The 15,720-nt window shown below is 73.0% G+C and carries 15 protein-coding genes; 9 read left to right on the forward strand and 6 right to left on the reverse strand.

The genetic code is table 11. The features are described 5' to 3' along the window. Window positions 1-184: 184 nt before the first annotated feature. The 4 genes from ACSUPR_RS22080 to ACSUPR_RS22095 all read right to left on the reverse strand — a co-directional run bounded on the left by ACSUPR_RS22080 (window position 185) and on the right by ACSUPR_RS22095 (window position 3,311). The gene (locus ACSUPR_RS22080; RefSeq protein ID WP_436886611.1) at window positions 185-970 is read right to left on the reverse strand and encodes an IclR family transcriptional regulator; all 786 of its coding nucleotides are present in this window, start codon (window positions 968-970) and stop codon (window positions 185-187) included. A gap of 181 nt (window positions 971-1,151) precedes the next feature. Then, complete coding sequence (locus ACSUPR_RS22085; RefSeq protein WP_436886612.1) at window positions 1,152-2,159, reverse strand: threonine aldolase family protein; 1,008 nt, start codon at window positions 2,157-2,159, stop codon at window positions 1,152-1,154. Window positions 2,160-2,217: 58 nt separating this feature from the next. After that, window positions 2,218-2,676, reverse strand: a complete 459-nt coding sequence (locus ACSUPR_RS22090; RefSeq protein WP_436886613.1) for a MarR family winged helix-turn-helix transcriptional regulator — start codon at window positions 2,674-2,676, stop codon at window positions 2,218-2,220. Between the two features lie 2 nt (window positions 2,677-2,678). Next, window positions 2,679-3,311, reverse strand: coding sequence for a DJ-1/PfpI family protein (locus tag ACSUPR_RS22095; RefSeq protein ID WP_436886615.1), 633 nt, complete (start codon window positions 3,309-3,311; stop codon window positions 2,679-2,681). 594 nt (window positions 3,312-3,905) lie between these two features. On the opposite strand from ACSUPR_RS22095, the gene ACSUPR_RS22100 reads away from it, so the two are divergent. Beyond that, a complete protein-coding gene (locus ACSUPR_RS22100; RefSeq protein WP_436886616.1) occupies window positions 3,906-5,282 on the forward strand; it encodes a GntP family permease in 1,377 nt (458 codons plus the stop codon). Window positions 5,283-5,296: 14 nt separating this feature from the next. Here the strand turns inward: ACSUPR_RS22100 and ACSUPR_RS22105 are convergent, their stop codons facing one another. Further along, window positions 5,297-6,025: a FadR/GntR family transcriptional regulator gene (locus tag ACSUPR_RS22105; RefSeq protein ID WP_436886617.1), complete on the reverse strand. Its 729-nt coding sequence runs from the start codon at window positions 6,023-6,025 to the stop codon at window positions 5,297-5,299. Between the two features lie 107 nt (window positions 6,026-6,132). On the opposite strand from ACSUPR_RS22105, the gene ACSUPR_RS22110 reads away from it, so the two are divergent. Further along, the gene (locus ACSUPR_RS22110; protein ID WP_436886618.1) at window positions 6,133-6,642 is read left to right on the forward strand and encodes a gluconokinase; all 510 of its coding nucleotides are present in this window, start codon (window positions 6,133-6,135) and stop codon (window positions 6,640-6,642) included. A gap of 44 nt (window positions 6,643-6,686) precedes the next feature. After that, window positions 6,687-8,072 (forward strand): hypothetical protein, encoded by a 1,386-nt coding sequence (locus ACSUPR_RS22115; RefSeq protein ID WP_436886619.1) that lies wholly within the window; start codon window positions 6,687-6,689, stop codon window positions 8,070-8,072. Window positions 8,073-8,150: 78 nt separating this feature from the next. Here ACSUPR_RS22115 and ACSUPR_RS22120 read toward each other — a convergent pair whose 3' ends face one another. Next, on the reverse strand, window positions 8,151-8,534 hold the full coding sequence (locus ACSUPR_RS22120) for a hypothetical protein (RefSeq protein WP_436886620.1): 384 nt from the start codon (window positions 8,532-8,534) through the stop codon (window positions 8,151-8,153). A gap of 56 nt (window positions 8,535-8,590) precedes the next feature. On the opposite strand from ACSUPR_RS22120, the gene ACSUPR_RS22125 reads away from it, so the two are divergent. The 6 genes from ACSUPR_RS22125 to ACSUPR_RS22150 all read left to right on the forward strand — a co-directional run bounded on the left by ACSUPR_RS22125 (window position 8,591) and on the right by ACSUPR_RS22150 (window position 15,084). Beyond that, complete coding sequence (locus ACSUPR_RS22125; RefSeq protein ID WP_436886621.1) at window positions 8,591-8,806, forward strand: hypothetical protein; 216 nt, start codon at window positions 8,591-8,593, stop codon at window positions 8,804-8,806. 96 nt (window positions 8,807-8,902) lie between these two features. Further along, complete coding sequence (locus ACSUPR_RS22130) at window positions 8,903-10,573, forward strand: ABC transporter substrate-binding protein (protein ID WP_436886622.1); 1,671 nt, start codon at window positions 8,903-8,905, stop codon at window positions 10,571-10,573. 302 nt (window positions 10,574-10,875) lie between these two features. Continuing rightward, entirely contained in the window at window positions 10,876-11,880 is a 1,005-nt protein-coding gene (locus ACSUPR_RS22135; RefSeq protein WP_436886623.1) for an ABC transporter permease, read from the forward strand. After that, entirely contained in the window at window positions 11,880-12,917 is a 1,038-nt protein-coding gene (locus tag ACSUPR_RS22140) for an ABC transporter permease (RefSeq protein ID WP_436886624.1), read from the forward strand. Before ACSUPR_RS22135 ends, ACSUPR_RS22140 begins: the two co-directional genes overlap by 1 nt. 2 nt (window positions 12,918-12,919) lie before the next feature. Further along, window positions 12,920-13,987: an ABC transporter ATP-binding protein gene (locus ACSUPR_RS22145; RefSeq protein ID WP_436886625.1), complete on the forward strand. Its 1,068-nt coding sequence runs from the start codon at window positions 12,920-12,922 to the stop codon at window positions 13,985-13,987. Continuing rightward, the gene (locus ACSUPR_RS22150) at window positions 13,984-15,084 is read left to right on the forward strand and encodes an ABC transporter ATP-binding protein (RefSeq protein WP_436886626.1); all 1,101 of its coding nucleotides are present in this window, start codon (window positions 13,984-13,986) and stop codon (window positions 15,082-15,084) included. Before ACSUPR_RS22145 ends, ACSUPR_RS22150 begins: the two co-directional genes overlap by 4 nt. Window positions 15,085-15,720 lie beyond the last annotated feature (636 nt).

Consider the following 15,720-nt stretch of genomic DNA (forward strand, 5'->3'; position numbering starts at 1 on the left):
CCGCTTCTCCCACCTGTGTCAAGACGGCGTGACGCAATCGTGTCGCGTGGGTCACGTACCCTCGCAGGCGGCGCGGCAACACCCCCCGGGCACGGCGGAGCCTCCGCACCGGGGCCGGCGCGGAGGCGGTCGGCCGCGGGGCCCCGGCCGGTCGGGGGTGCGGCGGCGGGCGGGGGCCCGGGGGTCAGTAGGGGGTGGCGCCCAGTTCCCGGGAGATCGCCCGGGCCGCGTCGCGCACGTAGGACACCTGCTCCATGTCGAGCCTGCCGTCGGGGCCGCGCAGCCGCTCGACCGCGCCGCGCACCCCGATCGCCCCGACCGTGGTGCCCCGCCGGTCCCGGATGGGCGCGGCGATGGACACCTCGCCGTCCACCAGTTCCTCGGACTCCCAGGCCCAACCGCTCTCGCGGACCTCGTCCAGCTGTTTCTCCAGCTCGCCGGGGGAGACGATCGTGTGGCGGGTGTAGGAGGGCAGGACCACCGGCCCCTCCTCCACGGAGGTGTCCTCCAGCGGGGTGACCAGCGGGTCGAAGGCCATGAGGACCTTGCCCAGCGCGGTGGCGTGCAGCGGCAGCAGGGTGCCCACGTCCAGGGTCTGCCGGGAGGAGTCGGGGCGGAAGACGTGGTGCACCACCAGCACCTGGCCCTGGTGCGGGGTGCCGATGCGCACGCTCTCACCGCTCCGCGAGGCCAGGGTGTCGGCCCAGTTCAGGGCGCGGGTGCGCAGCTCGTTGCCGTCGAGGTAGCGGGTGCCCAGGCTGAGCATGCCCCCGCCCAGCCGGTAGCGGCCGGATTCGGGGTCCTGCTCGACGAACCCCACGTGCTGGAGGGTGCGCAGGATGCCCAGGACGGTGCCCTTGGGGAGTTCGAGAGAGCGGGAGATCTCCGCCAGGCTCAGCCCGCGGGCCCCACCGGCCAGGAGGCGCAGGATGGCGGCCGCGCGTTCGATGGACTGGATTCTTCCCGGCATGGGGGTGCTACCACTCTCTAGTACGACAATGTCATACGCGCATGCTACTACGCGATGTGACGCCCGCCATGGGACGAGTGACATCGGGCCGCGCGGAACGGACCGGTGGGTCGCAACAGTGTAGTCGCGGGGTTCCCGGTGCCCGCGCCCGACCTGCGTGGACGGCGGGCGCGGGGACCGGTCAGAACTCGGCGGCGGCCTTGGCGACCGCCGTGGCGGCCTCGTCGACGTCACGGTCGGTGATCTCCAGGTGGACCACCATGCGGATCGTCCGCGCGCCGATGTCCAGGGTCCGCACGCCGTGCCGGGCGAACGCCTCCCGGTACGCGGCGGCCCGGCCCTGCGGGGTCTCCACCAGCACCATGTTGGTCTGTGCCCGCGCCTGGAGGCCGGGCACCCGGGCGACCCGCTCGGCGAGCAGCGCGGCCCGCGCGTGGTCCTCGGCGACCCGCTCCCGGTGGTGGCGCAGGGCGTGCAGGGCTCCCGCGGCGATGACGCCCGCCTGGCGCATCCCCGCGCCCAGCAGTTTGCGGGCCCGCCGGGCCCGGGCCACGGCCGCGGCGTCCCCGGCCAGCGCGGAGCCCACGGGGGCGCCCAGCCCCTTGGAGAAGCACACCGACACCGAGTCGAACCCCTCGGCCACCTCGGCCGGGGAGACCCCCAGGGCCGCGGCGGCGTTCCACAGCCGGGCCCCGTCCAGGTGGGCGCGCAGCCCGTGACGGTGCGCGAACCCGGTCACCCGGCGCTGCTCGGCCAGGGGGACCACCCGGCCGGTGAAGGTGTTCTCCAGCCACACCAGGGCCGGCTCGGCGCGGTGGACGTCGCCGCGCCCCGCGATCCACTCCTCCAGGAGCGCGTCGGAGGGGGCGAGGCCGTCGGAGTACAGCCGGGGCAGCGCCCGGGCCAGCACCGCCGTGGCCCCCTGCTCGTCTCCGACGAGGTGGTGGTGCTCGTGCGCCCACACCTCGTCGCCGCTGCGCACGGACACGTACAGGCCCAGCTGGTTGGCCATGTGCCCGGAGGGAACGTAGAGGGCGGCCTCCTTGCCGAGCAGGGCGGCCGTCTCCTCCTCCAGGGCGCGCACGGTGGGGTCCTCACCGAAGACGTCGTCCCCCACCTCCGCCTCCGCCATGGCCCGGCGCATGGCGGGGGTGGGGCGGGTGACGGTGTCCGAGCGCAGGTCGATCATGGTCGCTTCCTCAGATGCGGCGGCGGGGGTTCGGAACCGACGATACTGCCCGGCCGGTTCAGTCCCCGGGGCCGATCCTCTCCATCGCCTCCGACAGCAGACGCAGGGCGGCCAGCGCTTCCGCGGTCCCCTCCTCCCCGAGTTCCGCGACCAGGGCCTCGGCCAGCCGCCCGTGCGCCGGGTCGATCCGGCGCAGCGCCGCGATGCCCTCGGCGGTGGGGGAGAGGAGCTTGGCCCGGCTGTGCGCGGGATTGGGCAGGTACTCGGCGAGCCCCTGATCCACCAGCACGTCCGCGATGCGCTGGACGCTCTGGCGGGCGCTGCCGAGTTCCCGGGCGATGCCCGACACGGGCTTGGGTGTTCCGGTGACGGAGCCCAGCACCTGCCAGCGGGCCGCGGTCAGTCCCGCGGGCCGGGCCAGTTCCTCGGCGACCGACAGGAACTGGCCGTTGAGGCGGAAGACGGTGAGGGCGGTCCCGCTGAGCAGTTCGGCGCTGCGGAGGCCGGGACGCGCCATGGTCAGGCCCCCTCCATCAGGGCGAAGTAGGCCCCGGCGTCGTGCTGGGCGTGCAGCCGGTACCAGGCGTCCAGCGTCCGGGGCGTGAACAGGTCCAGCTGGGCGAAGATCTCGCGGGCGAACTCGATGGGGGCCGTGGGGCCCGCCGTGATCAGCCCGTCGTCGGCGACGGCCAGGGAGTTGCGGTACCGCCCCGCGCCCGAGTAGCCGGTGGCCAGCAGGTATTCGGGTGCGGCGCTGGTGTGGTCGCGGTAGTCGAGCAGGCCCTCGCGGGCCAGTCCGGCGGTGGCCCCGCAGATCGCCGCGACGGGCACTCCGGCGTCGAGGAAGATCCCGGCGGCGGAGGCGAAGGAGGTCATCGACTCGGGGTCCGCGTCCCAGGCTTCGGCGCCCGGCAGGATCAGCATCGAGCTGCTGGACGGCTTGAGCTGGGCGAGCGAGATGTCGGGCAGGACGGTGACACCGCCCATGGTGGTCACGGGGGCGCCGCCCAGCCCGACGGTGACGACGTCGTAGCGGCCCGGGGAGCGCTGCCACTCGCCGCTGCGGATGGTGGCGACGGCGTGCCCGACCTCCCAGTCGGCGAGCCCCTCGTAGACGGCGAGGTGGACGGTCTTCCTGCTCTCATCGTTCATGGCAGTATCCTGTCATCTTGACAGCATGCTGTCAAGGTTGTGGGGTCGGCGGGATCGAGATCGGGGCACATGAGTTAAAGGCGCCTTTTGGTAATTTTCGGACAGTGCGTTCCGTGGCGGCGCTCGGAGCTTGAAGAGCATGGTGAACCATGTGCGGCCCTTCGTGCTTTTCCGGGCGGTGTGGAAATTCGGATAAACCCCTTGCCTAAATCGGGGTTCGCGGGATCTTCGCAGGTCAATGCGCTTGTGGCGCCGGATTCGTCGTTGTGTTCGTCCGCTTCCGGCCGAGGGTCCCCGGAGGGCGGGGAGGCGGCCGGGTGTTCGCGAAGAATGCGAAAGGAATTCACGACCTCGGTCCGGGCGGGGCGCGGCCCCCGGGTCGGCGGGTGACGGGGGTCACTCTCAGCCGGGAACGCCCGTGTCGCGGGGGGTGCGGGTGACCCGGGTCTCGCCGGGGTCACAGGAATCCACTCCGGTGTTCACAGATGCTCACAAATGGTACTACCATTTCGTCAGCCTGCCTCGAGGACAGGCCGGGGCCGTGCCGTCCGGCGGCTCCGCTCCTCCGTCGTCCGCTCACCGGAAGGCTCCGCTGTGGAGAACTTCACCCCCGTCTACGGGACGGGTCCCCTCCTCGGGATCGCGGCCGGGGCCATCGCCCTGCTGCTGTTCCTGATCATCCGCCTCAGGCTGCACGCCTTCATCGCCCTCGTCCTGGTCAGCCTGCTGACCGCGGTCGTCGCGGGCATCCCGGTCGCCGAGATCATGCCGACCCTCCTGGGCGGCTTCGGCGGAACCCTCGCCAACGTCGCCCTGCTCGTCGGCCTGGGCGTGATGCTCGGGCGCATGCTGGAGGTCACCGGCGGTGCCGCCGTCCTGGCCGGAGCGCTGATCAGGGCCTTCGGTGAGAAGCGGGCGCCCCTGGCACTGGGCGTCGCGTCGCTGCTCTTCGGCTTCCCGCTGTTCTTCGACGTCGGCCTCGTGGTCATGCTGCCGATCGTCTTCAGCGTCGCCCGCCGGGTCGGCGGCTCCGTCCTGGCCTACGCCCTGCCCACCGCGGGCGCCTTCGCGGTCATGCACGCCTTCGTGCCCCCGCACCCCGGGCCGGTCACCGCCGCCGTCGAGATCGGCGCCGACATGGGCCTGGTCCTGCTGATCGGCCTGCTCCTGGCCATCCCCACCTGGTACCTGTCCAGCTACCTGTTCGGCCGCTGGATCGGCGGGCGCATCGTGATCCCCGTGCCCGACGACATCTCGTCCGACGGCACCGTGGACCACGAGAACCCGCCGCACCTGGCCACCGTCATCGGCCTGCTGCTCCTGCCGATGCTGCTGATCTTCGCCAACACCGGTGTGAGCACCTTCGTCGCCACCGGCGCCGTCCCCGCGGACGCGCTGTGGGTGCAGGTCTCCCAGCTGGTCGGCCAGACCCCCGTCGCCCTGCTCATCACCGTCCTGGTCGCCATGGCGGTGCTGAGCCGGGGCCGGTTCACCCGCCAGGGCCTGGAGACCCTGGTCGGCGACGCGCTGGGCCCCGTCTGCGGGATCATTCTCATCACCGGTGCGGGCGGCATGTTCGGCATGGTGCTGCGCACCAGCGGCATCGGCGACGCGCTCGCCGAGAGCCTGGAGGCCACCGGGCTGCCGGTGATCGTGGCCGCGTTCGTGATCGCGCTCGCGCTGCGTGTCGCCCAGGGCTCGGCCACCGTCGCCATCACCACGGCCGCCGGGCTCATCGCCCCCGCCGTGCAGGCGGCCGGCGGGCTGTCGTCGATCGACCTGGCGCTGATCGTCATCGCCATCGCCTCCGGCGCCACCGCCCTGTCGCACGTCAACGACTCCGGGTTCTGGCTGGTCGGCCGGTTCCTCGGGATGGACGTCAAGACCACGCTCAAGACCTGGACCGTGATGGAGACCCTCATCGGCTTCATCGGGTTCGGCCTGGCCTTCGGCCTGAGCCTGGTGCTGTGACCCGGCGGCCCGGCTCATACGGGGACGTCGTCCTCGTCGCTCCGGGTCGGGTCGTCCTCCAGGGCCTCGACGACCTCGGTGACGATGGCGCGCATGGCCGCCTCGGCCACGTCGGGCAGCCCGTCGCGGATGGCCTGGGCGACGGCCTTGTGCAGCCGCAGCGCCTCCGGCCGCGGGTGGAGGGGCATCAGGTCGTAGGAGGTGCGCCCCACCAGGACCTCCGACACCACCTGCGACAGGCCCACGAGCATCTCGTTGCCCGACAGCTCCAGAACGTGGCGGTGGAAGGCGATGTCCAGCTCGAGGAACGTGTCCAGGTCCCCGGCGCGCCCGGTACGGACCATCTCGTCGGCGACCACCACCAGGTGGGAGCGGGCCTGGGCGTCGCCGCGGACCGCGGCCAGCGCGGCGGCGCCGGGCTCGACGGCGGCGCGCAGCTCGTTGAGGGAGCGCAGCTGCTCCATCCGGCCGGAACCGGCCAACCGCCAGCGGATCAGCTGCGGGTCGAAGATGCTCCAATCACGCATCGGGCGCACCCGGATGCCGGTGCGCGGTCGGCTGACCACCAGCCGCATCGACTCCAGCACCCGCACCGCCTCGCGGGCCACGGTCCGCGACACGCCGAAGTCCTCCTCCAGCCCCTGGAGGGTGAACGTGTGGCCGGTGGCGTACTCGCCGGCGGCGATGGCGGGCCCGAGGACCGCCAGCACCCGGTTGTGCAGCGTGCGGTGATCAGTGGCCATCGTTCTCCCTGTTTCGACCGGGGGTCAGGCTGAAGCCTAGCCGGACTGATTGATATCACTATTGGTGGCGGCACTTGCGGTCATGCAGGTGCCCACGAGGAGAAACCATGCACTTCGTTTTCATGGGCGTCTCGGGCAGCGGCAAGACCACCGTCGCCGAACATGTGGCGCGGGCTCTGGAGCTGCCCTTCGCCGAGGCGGACGTCTTCCACCCCCGCGTCAACATCGACAAGATGGCCGCGGGGGTCCCCCTGACCGACGAGGACCGCTGGCCGTGGCTGCGCGAGCTCGCCGGGTGGATCGCGTCCCACGAGGCGCTGGGGGAGTCGACCGTGATGGCCTGCTCCGCGCTCAAGCGGTCCTACCGCGACCTGTTGCGGCAGGGGGCGCCGGGGGTGCACTTCCTGCACATGCACGGGCCGGAGGAGGTCATCTGGGAGCGGCTCGCCGCCCGGGCGGACCACTTCATGCCCCCCGCGCTGCTGCGGTCCCAGCTGGACACGCTGCAACCGCTGGACCCGGACGAGGCCGGACGCGAGTTCGACGTCCGGCTGGACGTGGACACCCTCACCCGGGAATCGCTGGCGTACGCGCGGGCGGCGATGCAGCCGTCCTGAGCCCCCGCCTTGCGCAGGGGAGGGGGACACGGGACCCTTTCGTCATGCAAGATTCCGTTTCGTCCCCCGCAGCCCCCGGTGTGCGGCCCCCGCTGGACGTGCGGCAGACGTGTGTCCTGATGTTCGTCGCCGCTCCCGTGTACGGCCTGCTGGGCTACCTGACCTGGTCGCTCTTCCCGGCCGACATCCCCCAGGAGGTGGTGGGGGACCTGTGGGTCCTCCTGGTCACCGCGGTCCTGGCGGGAGTCGCCTCGGCGGCCCTGGCGGTGCCGGTCCGCCGCGGCGACCACGCCCTGTGGCGGGTCTCCCAGGCGGTCGCCCTGTTCGTGCTCGGCGTCGCCCTGTTCGGGCTGTACCTGTCCTCGAAGCTGGCGGTGACGCCGCTGCTGGCCGGGGCCGTGCTGGCCGCGGTGACGGCCATCGTCATCAACATCGCGCTGTGGACCACCGAGGTCCGCCGCTGGTGCTCGCCCAAGCGCCCGCGCAACACCGCGAGCGCCGACGACATCGAGGCACTCGCCGCCGCGGTGGCCGAGCCCCGGGCCACCGCCGGGTCCGCCGCCTTCGCCGCATCCGCCGCGGCGGGGGCGGGCGTCCCCGCCGCGGTGCCGTTCGACACGGCGGGGCCCGAGGACGCGGCCGGATCCGCCGGGTCCCGCACGGCCTCCGGCGACACCGGGCCCGCCGACGCCGACGAGCCCGTCGGCGCCTCCCGGAGCACCGGGGCCGAGGCGGCGTCCGAGCCCGTCGAGGAGGCCGTGCCGGCTGGGGCGCCCGCCGTCGCGGAGACGTCCGGACCCGAGGACACGGCAGAGTCCGCCGGGTCCGACGAGGCCGCCGGTGCCTTCCGGAGCACCGGGGCCGAGGCGGTGTCCGAGCCCGCCGGGGAGGCCGTGCCGACCGGGGCGTCCGCCGTCGCGGAGGCGGCCGGACCCGTCGCGGACGAGGTCTCCGCCGACGCCGTCGAGGCCGCCGCACTCGCCGACTCCGCAGGCGGGTCCGCCGGTGCGCCCGAGGCGGCGGACGGGAGGGAGAGCGGGGGCGCCCCCGGGGCGGCCGGGGAGGCCGTGTCCGACGACGCCGGGGTGCCCGCGGCATCCGAGGCCGTCGAGGCGGCGGCCGCGGCGGCCCCCGAGGAGGAGGCCCCCGGGACGGAGACCCTTGGAACGGAGGAGCCCGGCCCCGTCGAACCCGCCGGGTCCTCCGGGGCCGCCGTGTCCGGCGACGCCGAGGCCTCTGCGGAGCCCGGGGAGGCGGAGCCCTCCGCCGCGGCTCCGGCGGCCGGCGCCCCCGAGGAGGAGTCCGGGCCCGCCGGTGCGGCCGGGCCGGCCGGTGCCCCCGGGGCCGCGGCGGGCGGGGAGGAGGCCGACACCCCCGAGGGCGAGGTCCCCGGGCCCGCGGACGCGAAGGGCGCTCCGGACAAGGAGTAGGACCGGACGGGGACGGGGGACCGGCGTGGCCGGTCCCCCGTCCGCTTCGTGCGCCCGGCCGTGCCCGGGTGCGGCGGCTCAGCCGTCGGCGAGTGCGTGCAGCCGGGCGAGGTGGTCGCTGTCGTCGTCGCCGTGGCGCTCCACGTAGGCGTCGCGGGCCTCGTCGGCGATGTCGCCGCTCTCGTCCTCGAACCCGTAGTCGACGAGGTCGTCGAGCAGGTCGATGGCGCGGTGCAGCGCGTCGTCGTCATCGGGCTCATCCGCCGGGACGTGCTGCACGACGGCGGCGAGGAGGACGGCGCGCGCGTCGTCCACGGCGCTCTCCGAGCCCGCGGCGGCGGTCAGCCGGATCCGGGTGATGGGGTCGTCGTCTGCGGCCAGCATGAGCTGTTCCGCCAGCCAGGCGCTGTCCTGGCCTTCGAGGAACGCGGTCAGTGCCGCGTCGTCAAGGGGAGTGGTCACCCGGAAGATCATAGGCCCGCACGCGCCCTCCCCGGGCGCCCAACGAAAGTCCTGATATGGACAAAATGGTCATTGGTCCGATGACCCAATATCACATTCCGTCATTTTCTCCCGGCGAGGGAAAAGAAGAAGAGCGTGTCACCCCACGCCTCTTCTCCCTTCTCCCCGGCCACGTCCGCAGTGCGGATACCGGCTTTTCGGCTCCGGCTGAACAGGGCGGTCAACGAAACACACCTATGGATCGCGCCACAGATATGAAACGGTTGTATTAACACCCGGACGTCTATCTTCCCGTCGGAGCGGGGCGGGTCTAGGGTCCTCTCAATCGACCCCCCGGGCACAGGCGCCCACCCCCCACAGAGGTGGACATGTTCATTGAGTCTTCCAGGAAGCCGCTGGCACTGCTGGCCGCAGCGGCCTCCGTGGCGCTGTTGGCGACGGCGTGCGCGGAGAGCGAGCGGGATCCCGCAGGCGACGCCTCCGAGCCGTTCGTGTTCGGATCCGCAGGCGACATCAAATCCCTCGACCCGTTCCTCGCCAGCGACGGCGAGACCTTCCGCTACAGCCGCCAGGTCTACGAAACGCTCCTCGAGCACGAATCCGGCGGCAGTGAGATCACCGGCGGACTGGCCGAGACCTGGGAGCAGTCCGAGGACGGCACCGAGTGGACCTTCCACCTCCGCGACGACGTCGTCTTCCACGACGGCGACGAGCTCACCGCCGAGGTCGTCTGCGCCAACTTCGACCGCTGGCACAACCTCTCCGGCCCCTGGCAGAGCTCCAACAACTCGTACTACTGGCAGGCCATCTTCGGCGGCTTCGCGGAGAACGAGGACGAGGGCCTGCCCGAGTCCCGCTACGTCTCCTGCGAGGCCACCGACGAGCTCACCGCCGTCATCACCATCACGGAGTACTCCTCCATCTTCCCGGGCGGTTTCAGCCTGGCGGCGTTCGGCATCCTGAGCCCCACCAGCCTGGAGACCATCGCCGACGCCGAGATCACCGGTGAGGAGGGCAACTACACCCTGCCCGACTACACCACCGAGCCCGGCGCCATCGCGGGCACCGGCCCCTTCACGGCCGAGGCGTGGAACCGCGACCAGGCCGAGGTCACCCTCGCGCGCTTCGACGACTACTGGGGCGAGCCCGCCGGGTTCGAGACCATGATCCTGCGCGCCATCCCCGACGAGACGGCCCGCCGCCAGGCCCTGGAGGCCGGTGACATCCACGGTTACGACCTGGTCGCCCCGGCCGACGTCGAACCCCTGGTCGAGGCCGGTTTCCAGGTTCCGACCCGCGACGTCTTCAACGTCCTCTACCTGGCCTTCCAGCAGGAGACCAGCGAGGAGCTGGGCGATATCGAGGTCCGCCGGGCCCTGGCCCACGCGGTCGACCGCCAGCGCATCGTCGACACCATCCTCCCGGCCGGCGGCGAGGTGGCGACCCAGTTCCACCCGAACACGCTCGACGGCTGGTCGGAGAACGTCACCACCTACGACTACGACCCGGAGCTGGCCCGGGAGATGCTGGCCGAGGCCGGCCACGAGGACCTGACCCTCGACTTCTGCTACCCGACCGAGGTCACCCGCCCGTACATGCCCGCCCCGCGCGACATCTTCGACGTCATCAGCCAGGACCTCGAGGACGTCGGCATCACGGTCGAGCCCAAGTCCTTCGAGTGGACCGAGTACGTCCCCAAGACCAACAGCGGCGAGTGCTCGCTCTACCTGCTCGGCTGGACCGGGGACTACAACGACGCCTACAACTTCCTGGGCACCTGGTTCGCGGTCAAGGACGACGCCTGGGGCATGGACGAGCCCGAGCTGTTCGAGGCCATGGCCGAGGCCAGCGGCAACCCGGACACGGAGGAGCGCGTCGCCGCCTACCGGTCCCTGAACGAGCAGATCATGGACATCCTGCCCGGCCTGCCGATCTCCAGCTCCCCGCCGTCCATCGTGTTCGCCGAGAACGTGAACCCGCCGAACGTCAGCCCGCTCACCCAGGAGAACTTCGCCGAGGCCTCCTGGAAGGAGGACTAGGGGCTGTTCTCCGAACGCCGGTCCGCTCCGCAGGGCCGAAGGCCCCCGCCCTCCGGAGGCGCCCCGGGTGAAGTCCGCGGCCGCCGAGCCGTCCTCCGAGGACGGCGGCGGCCGACGGGCGGGCCCGGGCGGAGGTTCGGAGAACACAGCCCGGTCCCCGACCGCGGGGACCCGACCCGCCTCCCGCGCCGCGGGAGGGGGAGGGCCCGGCCGATCCGTCCCCCGGTCGGCCGGGCCCGTCCATGCCGCCCCCGCCCCACCCCGGCGGGGGAAGTCCGACCCACTGGCGAAAGGCGGCGAACGTGCTGCGTTTCATCGTCAGGCGTACCCTCCAGCTGATCCCGACCCTCGGCGGTCTGTCGATCCTGTTGTTCATCTGGCTCCAACGCCTACCCGGCGGGCCGGAGTACGCCCTCCTCCCCGACGACGCGACCGACGAGCAGCGGGCCCAGCTCCGTCGCGCCCTCGGACTGGACGAACCCCTCACCGTCCAGTACGCGGCGTTCCTGCGCAACATCCTCCAGGGCGACCTGGGCACGTCCCTCCAGACCGGGCGCCCGGTCGTGGAGGAGTTCTTCACCCGCTTCCCGGCCACGTTCGAGCTGTCGGTCACCGCGATCCTCATCGCGGTCGCCGCCGGCATCCCGCTCGGCTACCTGGCCGCCCGCCGCCGCGGCGGCGTCCTCGACTTCGCCGCCGTCGGCGGCTCCCTCGTCGGCATCTGCACGCCGGTGTTCTTCCTCGCCTTCATCCTCAAGGTGGTCTTCGCCGAGCGCCTGGGGATGTTCCCCTCGGCGTTCCGGCTCTCCCCGGGGCTGAGCCGCACCGACCTGAGCGGGTTCGTCATCCTCGACGGCCTGCGCACGGGGGAGCTGGACGTCGTCTGGGACGCGCTGATGCACCTGGCGCTCCCGGGCCTGGCGCTGGCCTCCATCCCGCTGGCCGTCATCGTCCGCATGACCAGGGCCAGCGTCCTGGAGGTCCTCGACGAGGACTACGTGCGCACCGCGAACGCCAAGGGCCTGCACCGCCGCACGGTCCGCGGCCGCCACGTGCTGCGCAACGCGATGCTGCCCGTCGTCACCGCCATCGGCCTGCTCACCGGAAGCCTGTTCGCGGGTGCGGTCCTCACCGAGAGCGTGTTCGCCTTCCCGGGCGTGGGCTCGTTCGTGTACGCGGCGACCCAGACCCGGGACTACCCGGTCCTCACCGGGTTCATCCTGCTCATCGCCACCATGTACGTGCTGATCAACCTGCTGGTGGACATCTCCTACAGCCTCCTCGACCCGAGAGTGCGGGCCCAGTGATGCCGACGACACCGAACGAGCAGAACCCCTCGGAGGAAGCGCGGCCGCCGGGTCCCGACGCCGCGGGCGGCACCTCCCTGCTGACCCGCAAAGCGGACCGGATCGACCGGCTCGCCGAGCTCATGGGCCCCCGCGAGGACGGTTCCGGCGGCGCCGGGATCTGGCGCACGGCGTTCCGCCGTCTGCGCCGCAGCCCCATGGCGATCTCCGGCGCGGTCATCGTCGCCGCGTTCGTCCTCATCGCCCTGTTCGCCCCGCTCATCGCGCCCTACCCGGCCACCGCGCAGACCTGGGGGAGCGAGGTCTTCCCCAACCAGAACATCTTCGTCGGCCCCCGCGCCGAGAACTGGCTGGGCCTGGACAACCTCGGCCGCGACCAGTTCTCCCGCATGGTCATCGGCGCCCGCCAGACCCTCCTGGTCGGCGTCGTGGCGACCCTGGTCGGGTTCGGCGTCGGCGCCCTGCTCGGCGGCACCGCCGGAGCCGCGGCCACCCTGGGCGGGCGCTGGGGCAGGCTCGTCGACAACGTCGTCATGCGCGTCATCGACATGATGCTGGCGCTGCCCACCCTGCTGCTGGCGGTCACCGTGGCGGCCCTGATCGGGGCGAGCCTCACCACGGTCATGCTCGCCGTCGGCGTCGCCCAGGTGCCGATCTTCGCTCGCCTGCTGCGCGGCGCGATGATCGCCCAGGGCAACCGCGACTACGTGCTCGCCGCCCGGGCCCTGGGCGTGCGCACGCACAAGATCGCCCTCACGCACATCCTGCCCAACTCGCTGGGGCCGGTCATCGTGCAGTCCACGCTCACCCTGGCCACCGCCATCATCGACGCGGCCGCCCTCTCCTACCTGGGCCTGGGCAACCCCGACCCGTCCTTCCCGGAGTGGGGGACGATGCTCGCCGACGCACAGCGGTTCCTCTCCAGCGCGCCCCAGCTGGCCGTCTACCCGGCCCTGGCCATCATCATCACCGCGCTGGGCTTCACCCTCCTGGGTGAGGCGATGCGGGAGGCCCTCGACCCGAAGCTGAGGAAGTAAGCATGGGTTCCAGCACACCGCTGCTCGCGGTCGAAGAACTGTCCGTCGTGTTCGACGGCCGCGGCTCCGGCGAGGTCCGGGCCGTGGACGGGGTCTCGTTCACCCTGGAGGAGGGCAGGGTCACCGGACTGGTGGGGGAGTCCGGCTGCGGCAAGAGCGTCACCTCCCTGGCCCTGATGGGCCTGCTCCCCACCCGGGGGGTGAGGGTCGGCGGCTCCGCGGTCCTGCGCACCGGCGGGACCGAGGCGGACCTGCTCAGGCTGTCCCCCGGGCGGATGCGCGACCTGCGGGGCTCGCAGCTGGCGATGATCTTCCAGGACCCGCTCAGCTCCCTGAACCCGGTGGTCCCCATCGGCCGCCAGGTCACCGAGATCCTCACCCGGCACCGCGGGCTGCGCGGCTCGGCCGCGGAGAAGGAGGCCGCCGACCTGCTGTACCGGGTGGGCATCCCCGACCCGAAGCGGCGCCTGCGGGAGTACCCGCACCAGCTCTCCGGGGGCATGCGCCAGCGCGCCCTCATCGCCATGGCGGTGGCCTGCCGCCCCCGGGTGATGATCGCCGACGAGCCCACCACCGCCCTGGACGTCACCATCCAGGCCCAGATCCTCGAACTCCTCAAGGACCTGGTCACCGAGGAGGGCACCGCCCTGCTCATGATCACCCACGACCTGGGCGTGGTGGCGGGCCTGTGCGACGACATCAACGTCCTGTACGCGGGCCGCGCGGTGGAGGCCGCGCCGCGCGCGCCCCTGTTCGCCGATCCCACCCACCCCTACACGGTGGGCCTGCTCGGGTCGATCCCCCGGCTCGACGCCCCGCGCGGGGACCCGCTCACCCCGATCCGCGGTTCGGTCAACGACAACATCGCCTGGAGCGACGGGTGCGCGTTCGCGCCCCGCTGCGACCACTACACCCTGGACTGCCTCCAGGGGCCGCCGGAACTGGTCCGCACGGGAGCCGACGGATCCCACGCGCACCGCTGCGTCAACCCCGTCCGGCACGCCGAAGTGGTGGACCGGCCCGTTCTGGAGAGCCCGTCCGTGGTGGGCGACGAGGAGGAGAGGGCATGACCCTGTTGCGGATCGAGGACCTCAAGGTCCACTTCCCGATCAGGCGGGGCGTCGTGTTCGACCGCACCGTCGGCCACGTGTACGCGGTGGACGGGGTCAGCCTCGACATCGAACGCGGCAGCACCTACGGACTGGTGGGGGAGTCCGGATGCGGCAAGACCACCCTGGGCCGGGCGGTGCTGCGGCTGGTCGACATCACCTCCGGCTCCGTCGTGCACGACGGCCGCGACCTGGCCACGCTCGGCGGCGAGGAGATGCGCAGGGAGCGCCGCAACCTCCAGATGGTCTTCCAGGACCCGCTGGGCAGCCTCAACCCCCGGCAGAACATCGGCTCCATCCTCATGGAGGGGCTGGAGGCCCACGGGATCGGCGGCCCCTCCGAGGAGGAGGCCGCGTCGATGAGCGCAGGGGAGCGCCGGGAGGCCGTCCGCGCCGACCGGCGGAGCCGGGTCGTGGGGGCCCTGGAGCGGGTCGGCCTGTCCGCGAAGGCGCTGGACCGCTACCCGCACGAGTTCTCCGGCGGGCAGCGCCAGCGCATCGGCATCGCCCGCGCCCTGGTGCTGGAGCCCGACCTCATCATCTGCGACGAGCCGGTGTCGGCGCTGGACGTGTCCATCCAGGCCCAGGTCCTCAACCTGCTGGAGGAGCTCCAGCGGGAGCTGGGCCTGACCTACCTCGTCATCGCCCACGACCTGGCGGTGGTCCGCCACGTCAGCGACACGGTGGGCGTGATGTACCTGGGGTCCCTGGTGGAGGAGGCGCCCAGCGACGTGCTCTACGAGACGCCGCTGCACCCCTACACCCGGGCGCTGATGTCGGCGGTGCCCGTCCCCGACCCCGTGGTGGAGGACACCCGGGAGCGCATCCTCCTGGCGGGGGACCTGCCCTCCCCGGCCGATCCGCCCGCCGGCTGCCGGTTCCACACCCGCTGCCCCTGGCGCCAGGACGAGCTGTGCGGGACGGACCGCCCGGAACTGCGCCCGGTCGGCGGCGAGGGGCACAGGGTGGCCTGCCACCACGCGGAGAGGATCCTGTCGGGGGAGATCCTGCCGAGCGAGGAGCGTGCCCAGCGCATCGTGCACGGGACCGCGGGCTGACCCCGCGTCCGGCGGCGGGCGGGGAGAGCGCGCCCGCCGCCGGGCCCGGTCCGCCGTCCCGCGCGGCAGCGCCTCCAGGAGCCGCCTCCGCGGATGGGACCGGTCCGCCCCCTCCCGGCTCTCCTCCCCGGTCCGGGCTCCGCGACCGACCGGGAGCGCGGCCTCTCCGGGGCCGCCGGGTCCGACATCGGTCATGCCGCCGGCCCCGGGAACCCCACCCCCTCCCGTGACGGCGGTGACCACCCCGCCGCGCCCCGCGCCGGGACCCTGGAGGCATGACGCCCCCACGGGCCGCTCAGGTATCCGGACCGACCACCCGACGGCGGCCCCGGGCGGCGGACGCGCCGCGCCGGGTCCGCCCCACGGCCCTGGCCACCGGCCTCGCGGCGGGCCTGGCCGCCTGGCTGCTCGCCCCCACGCCCCGCCGCCGCCCCCGGCGTTCACCGGAGACGGGGCCTTCGCCGCCGAGGCGGCCGGGCTGGTCGACCCTGACGCCGTCCAGGGGGTGAGCGCCGCCGGAAGCGGGGGCTCGCACGCACCGCCGGAACGGAGCCCCTGCGCCGGCCCTGGCCGCCCGCCCCGCGGTGGGGGCGGGTGGTCTCCAGGACGCCACCTCCGGTGCGGACTCCGGCCGCC

Origin of the sequence: Nocardiopsis dassonvillei (assembly GCF_964273065.1) — a bacterium.
Lineage (GTDB): Bacteria > Actinomycetota > Actinomycetes > Streptosporangiales > Streptosporangiaceae > Nocardiopsis > Nocardiopsis dassonvillei_B.

Excerpts from the sequence above, each read along its gene's own strand:
- ACSUPR_RS22080 (WP_436886611.1), bottom strand. The coding sequence starts at position 970 with ATGCCGGGAAGAATCCAGTCCATCGAACGCGCGGCCGCCATCCTGCGC.
- ACSUPR_RS22085 (WP_436886612.1), bottom strand. The coding sequence starts at position 2,159 with ATGATCGACCTGCGCTCGGACACCGTCACCCGCCCCACCCCCGCCATG.
- ACSUPR_RS22090 (WP_436886613.1), bottom strand. The coding sequence starts at position 2,676 with ATGGCGCGTCCCGGCCTCCGCAGCGCCGAACTGCTCAGCGGGACCGCC.
- ACSUPR_RS22095 (WP_436886615.1), bottom strand. The coding sequence starts at position 3,311 with ATGAACGATGAGAGCAGGAAGACCGTCCACCTCGCCGTCTACGAGGGG.
- ACSUPR_RS22105 (WP_436886617.1), bottom strand. The coding sequence starts at position 6,025 with ATGGCCACTGATCACCGCACGCTGCACAACCGGGTGCTGGCGGTCCTC.
- ACSUPR_RS22110 (WP_436886618.1), top strand. The coding sequence starts at position 6,133 with ATGCACTTCGTTTTCATGGGCGTCTCGGGCAGCGGCAAGACCACCGTC.
- ACSUPR_RS22115 (WP_436886619.1), top strand. The coding sequence starts at position 6,687 with ATGCAAGATTCCGTTTCGTCCCCCGCAGCCCCCGGTGTGCGGCCCCCG.
- ACSUPR_RS22125 (WP_436886621.1), top strand. The coding sequence starts at position 8,591 with ATGGACAAAATGGTCATTGGTCCGATGACCCAATATCACATTCCGTCA.
- ACSUPR_RS22130 (WP_436886622.1), top strand. The coding sequence starts at position 8,903 with ATGTTCATTGAGTCTTCCAGGAAGCCGCTGGCACTGCTGGCCGCAGCG.
- ACSUPR_RS22140 (WP_436886624.1), top strand. The coding sequence starts at position 11,880 with ATGCCGACGACACCGAACGAGCAGAACCCCTCGGAGGAAGCGCGGCCG.
- ACSUPR_RS22145 (WP_436886625.1), top strand. The coding sequence starts at position 12,920 with ATGGGTTCCAGCACACCGCTGCTCGCGGTCGAAGAACTGTCCGTCGTG.
- ACSUPR_RS22150 (WP_436886626.1), top strand. The coding sequence starts at position 13,984 with ATGACCCTGTTGCGGATCGAGGACCTCAAGGTCCACTTCCCGATCAGG.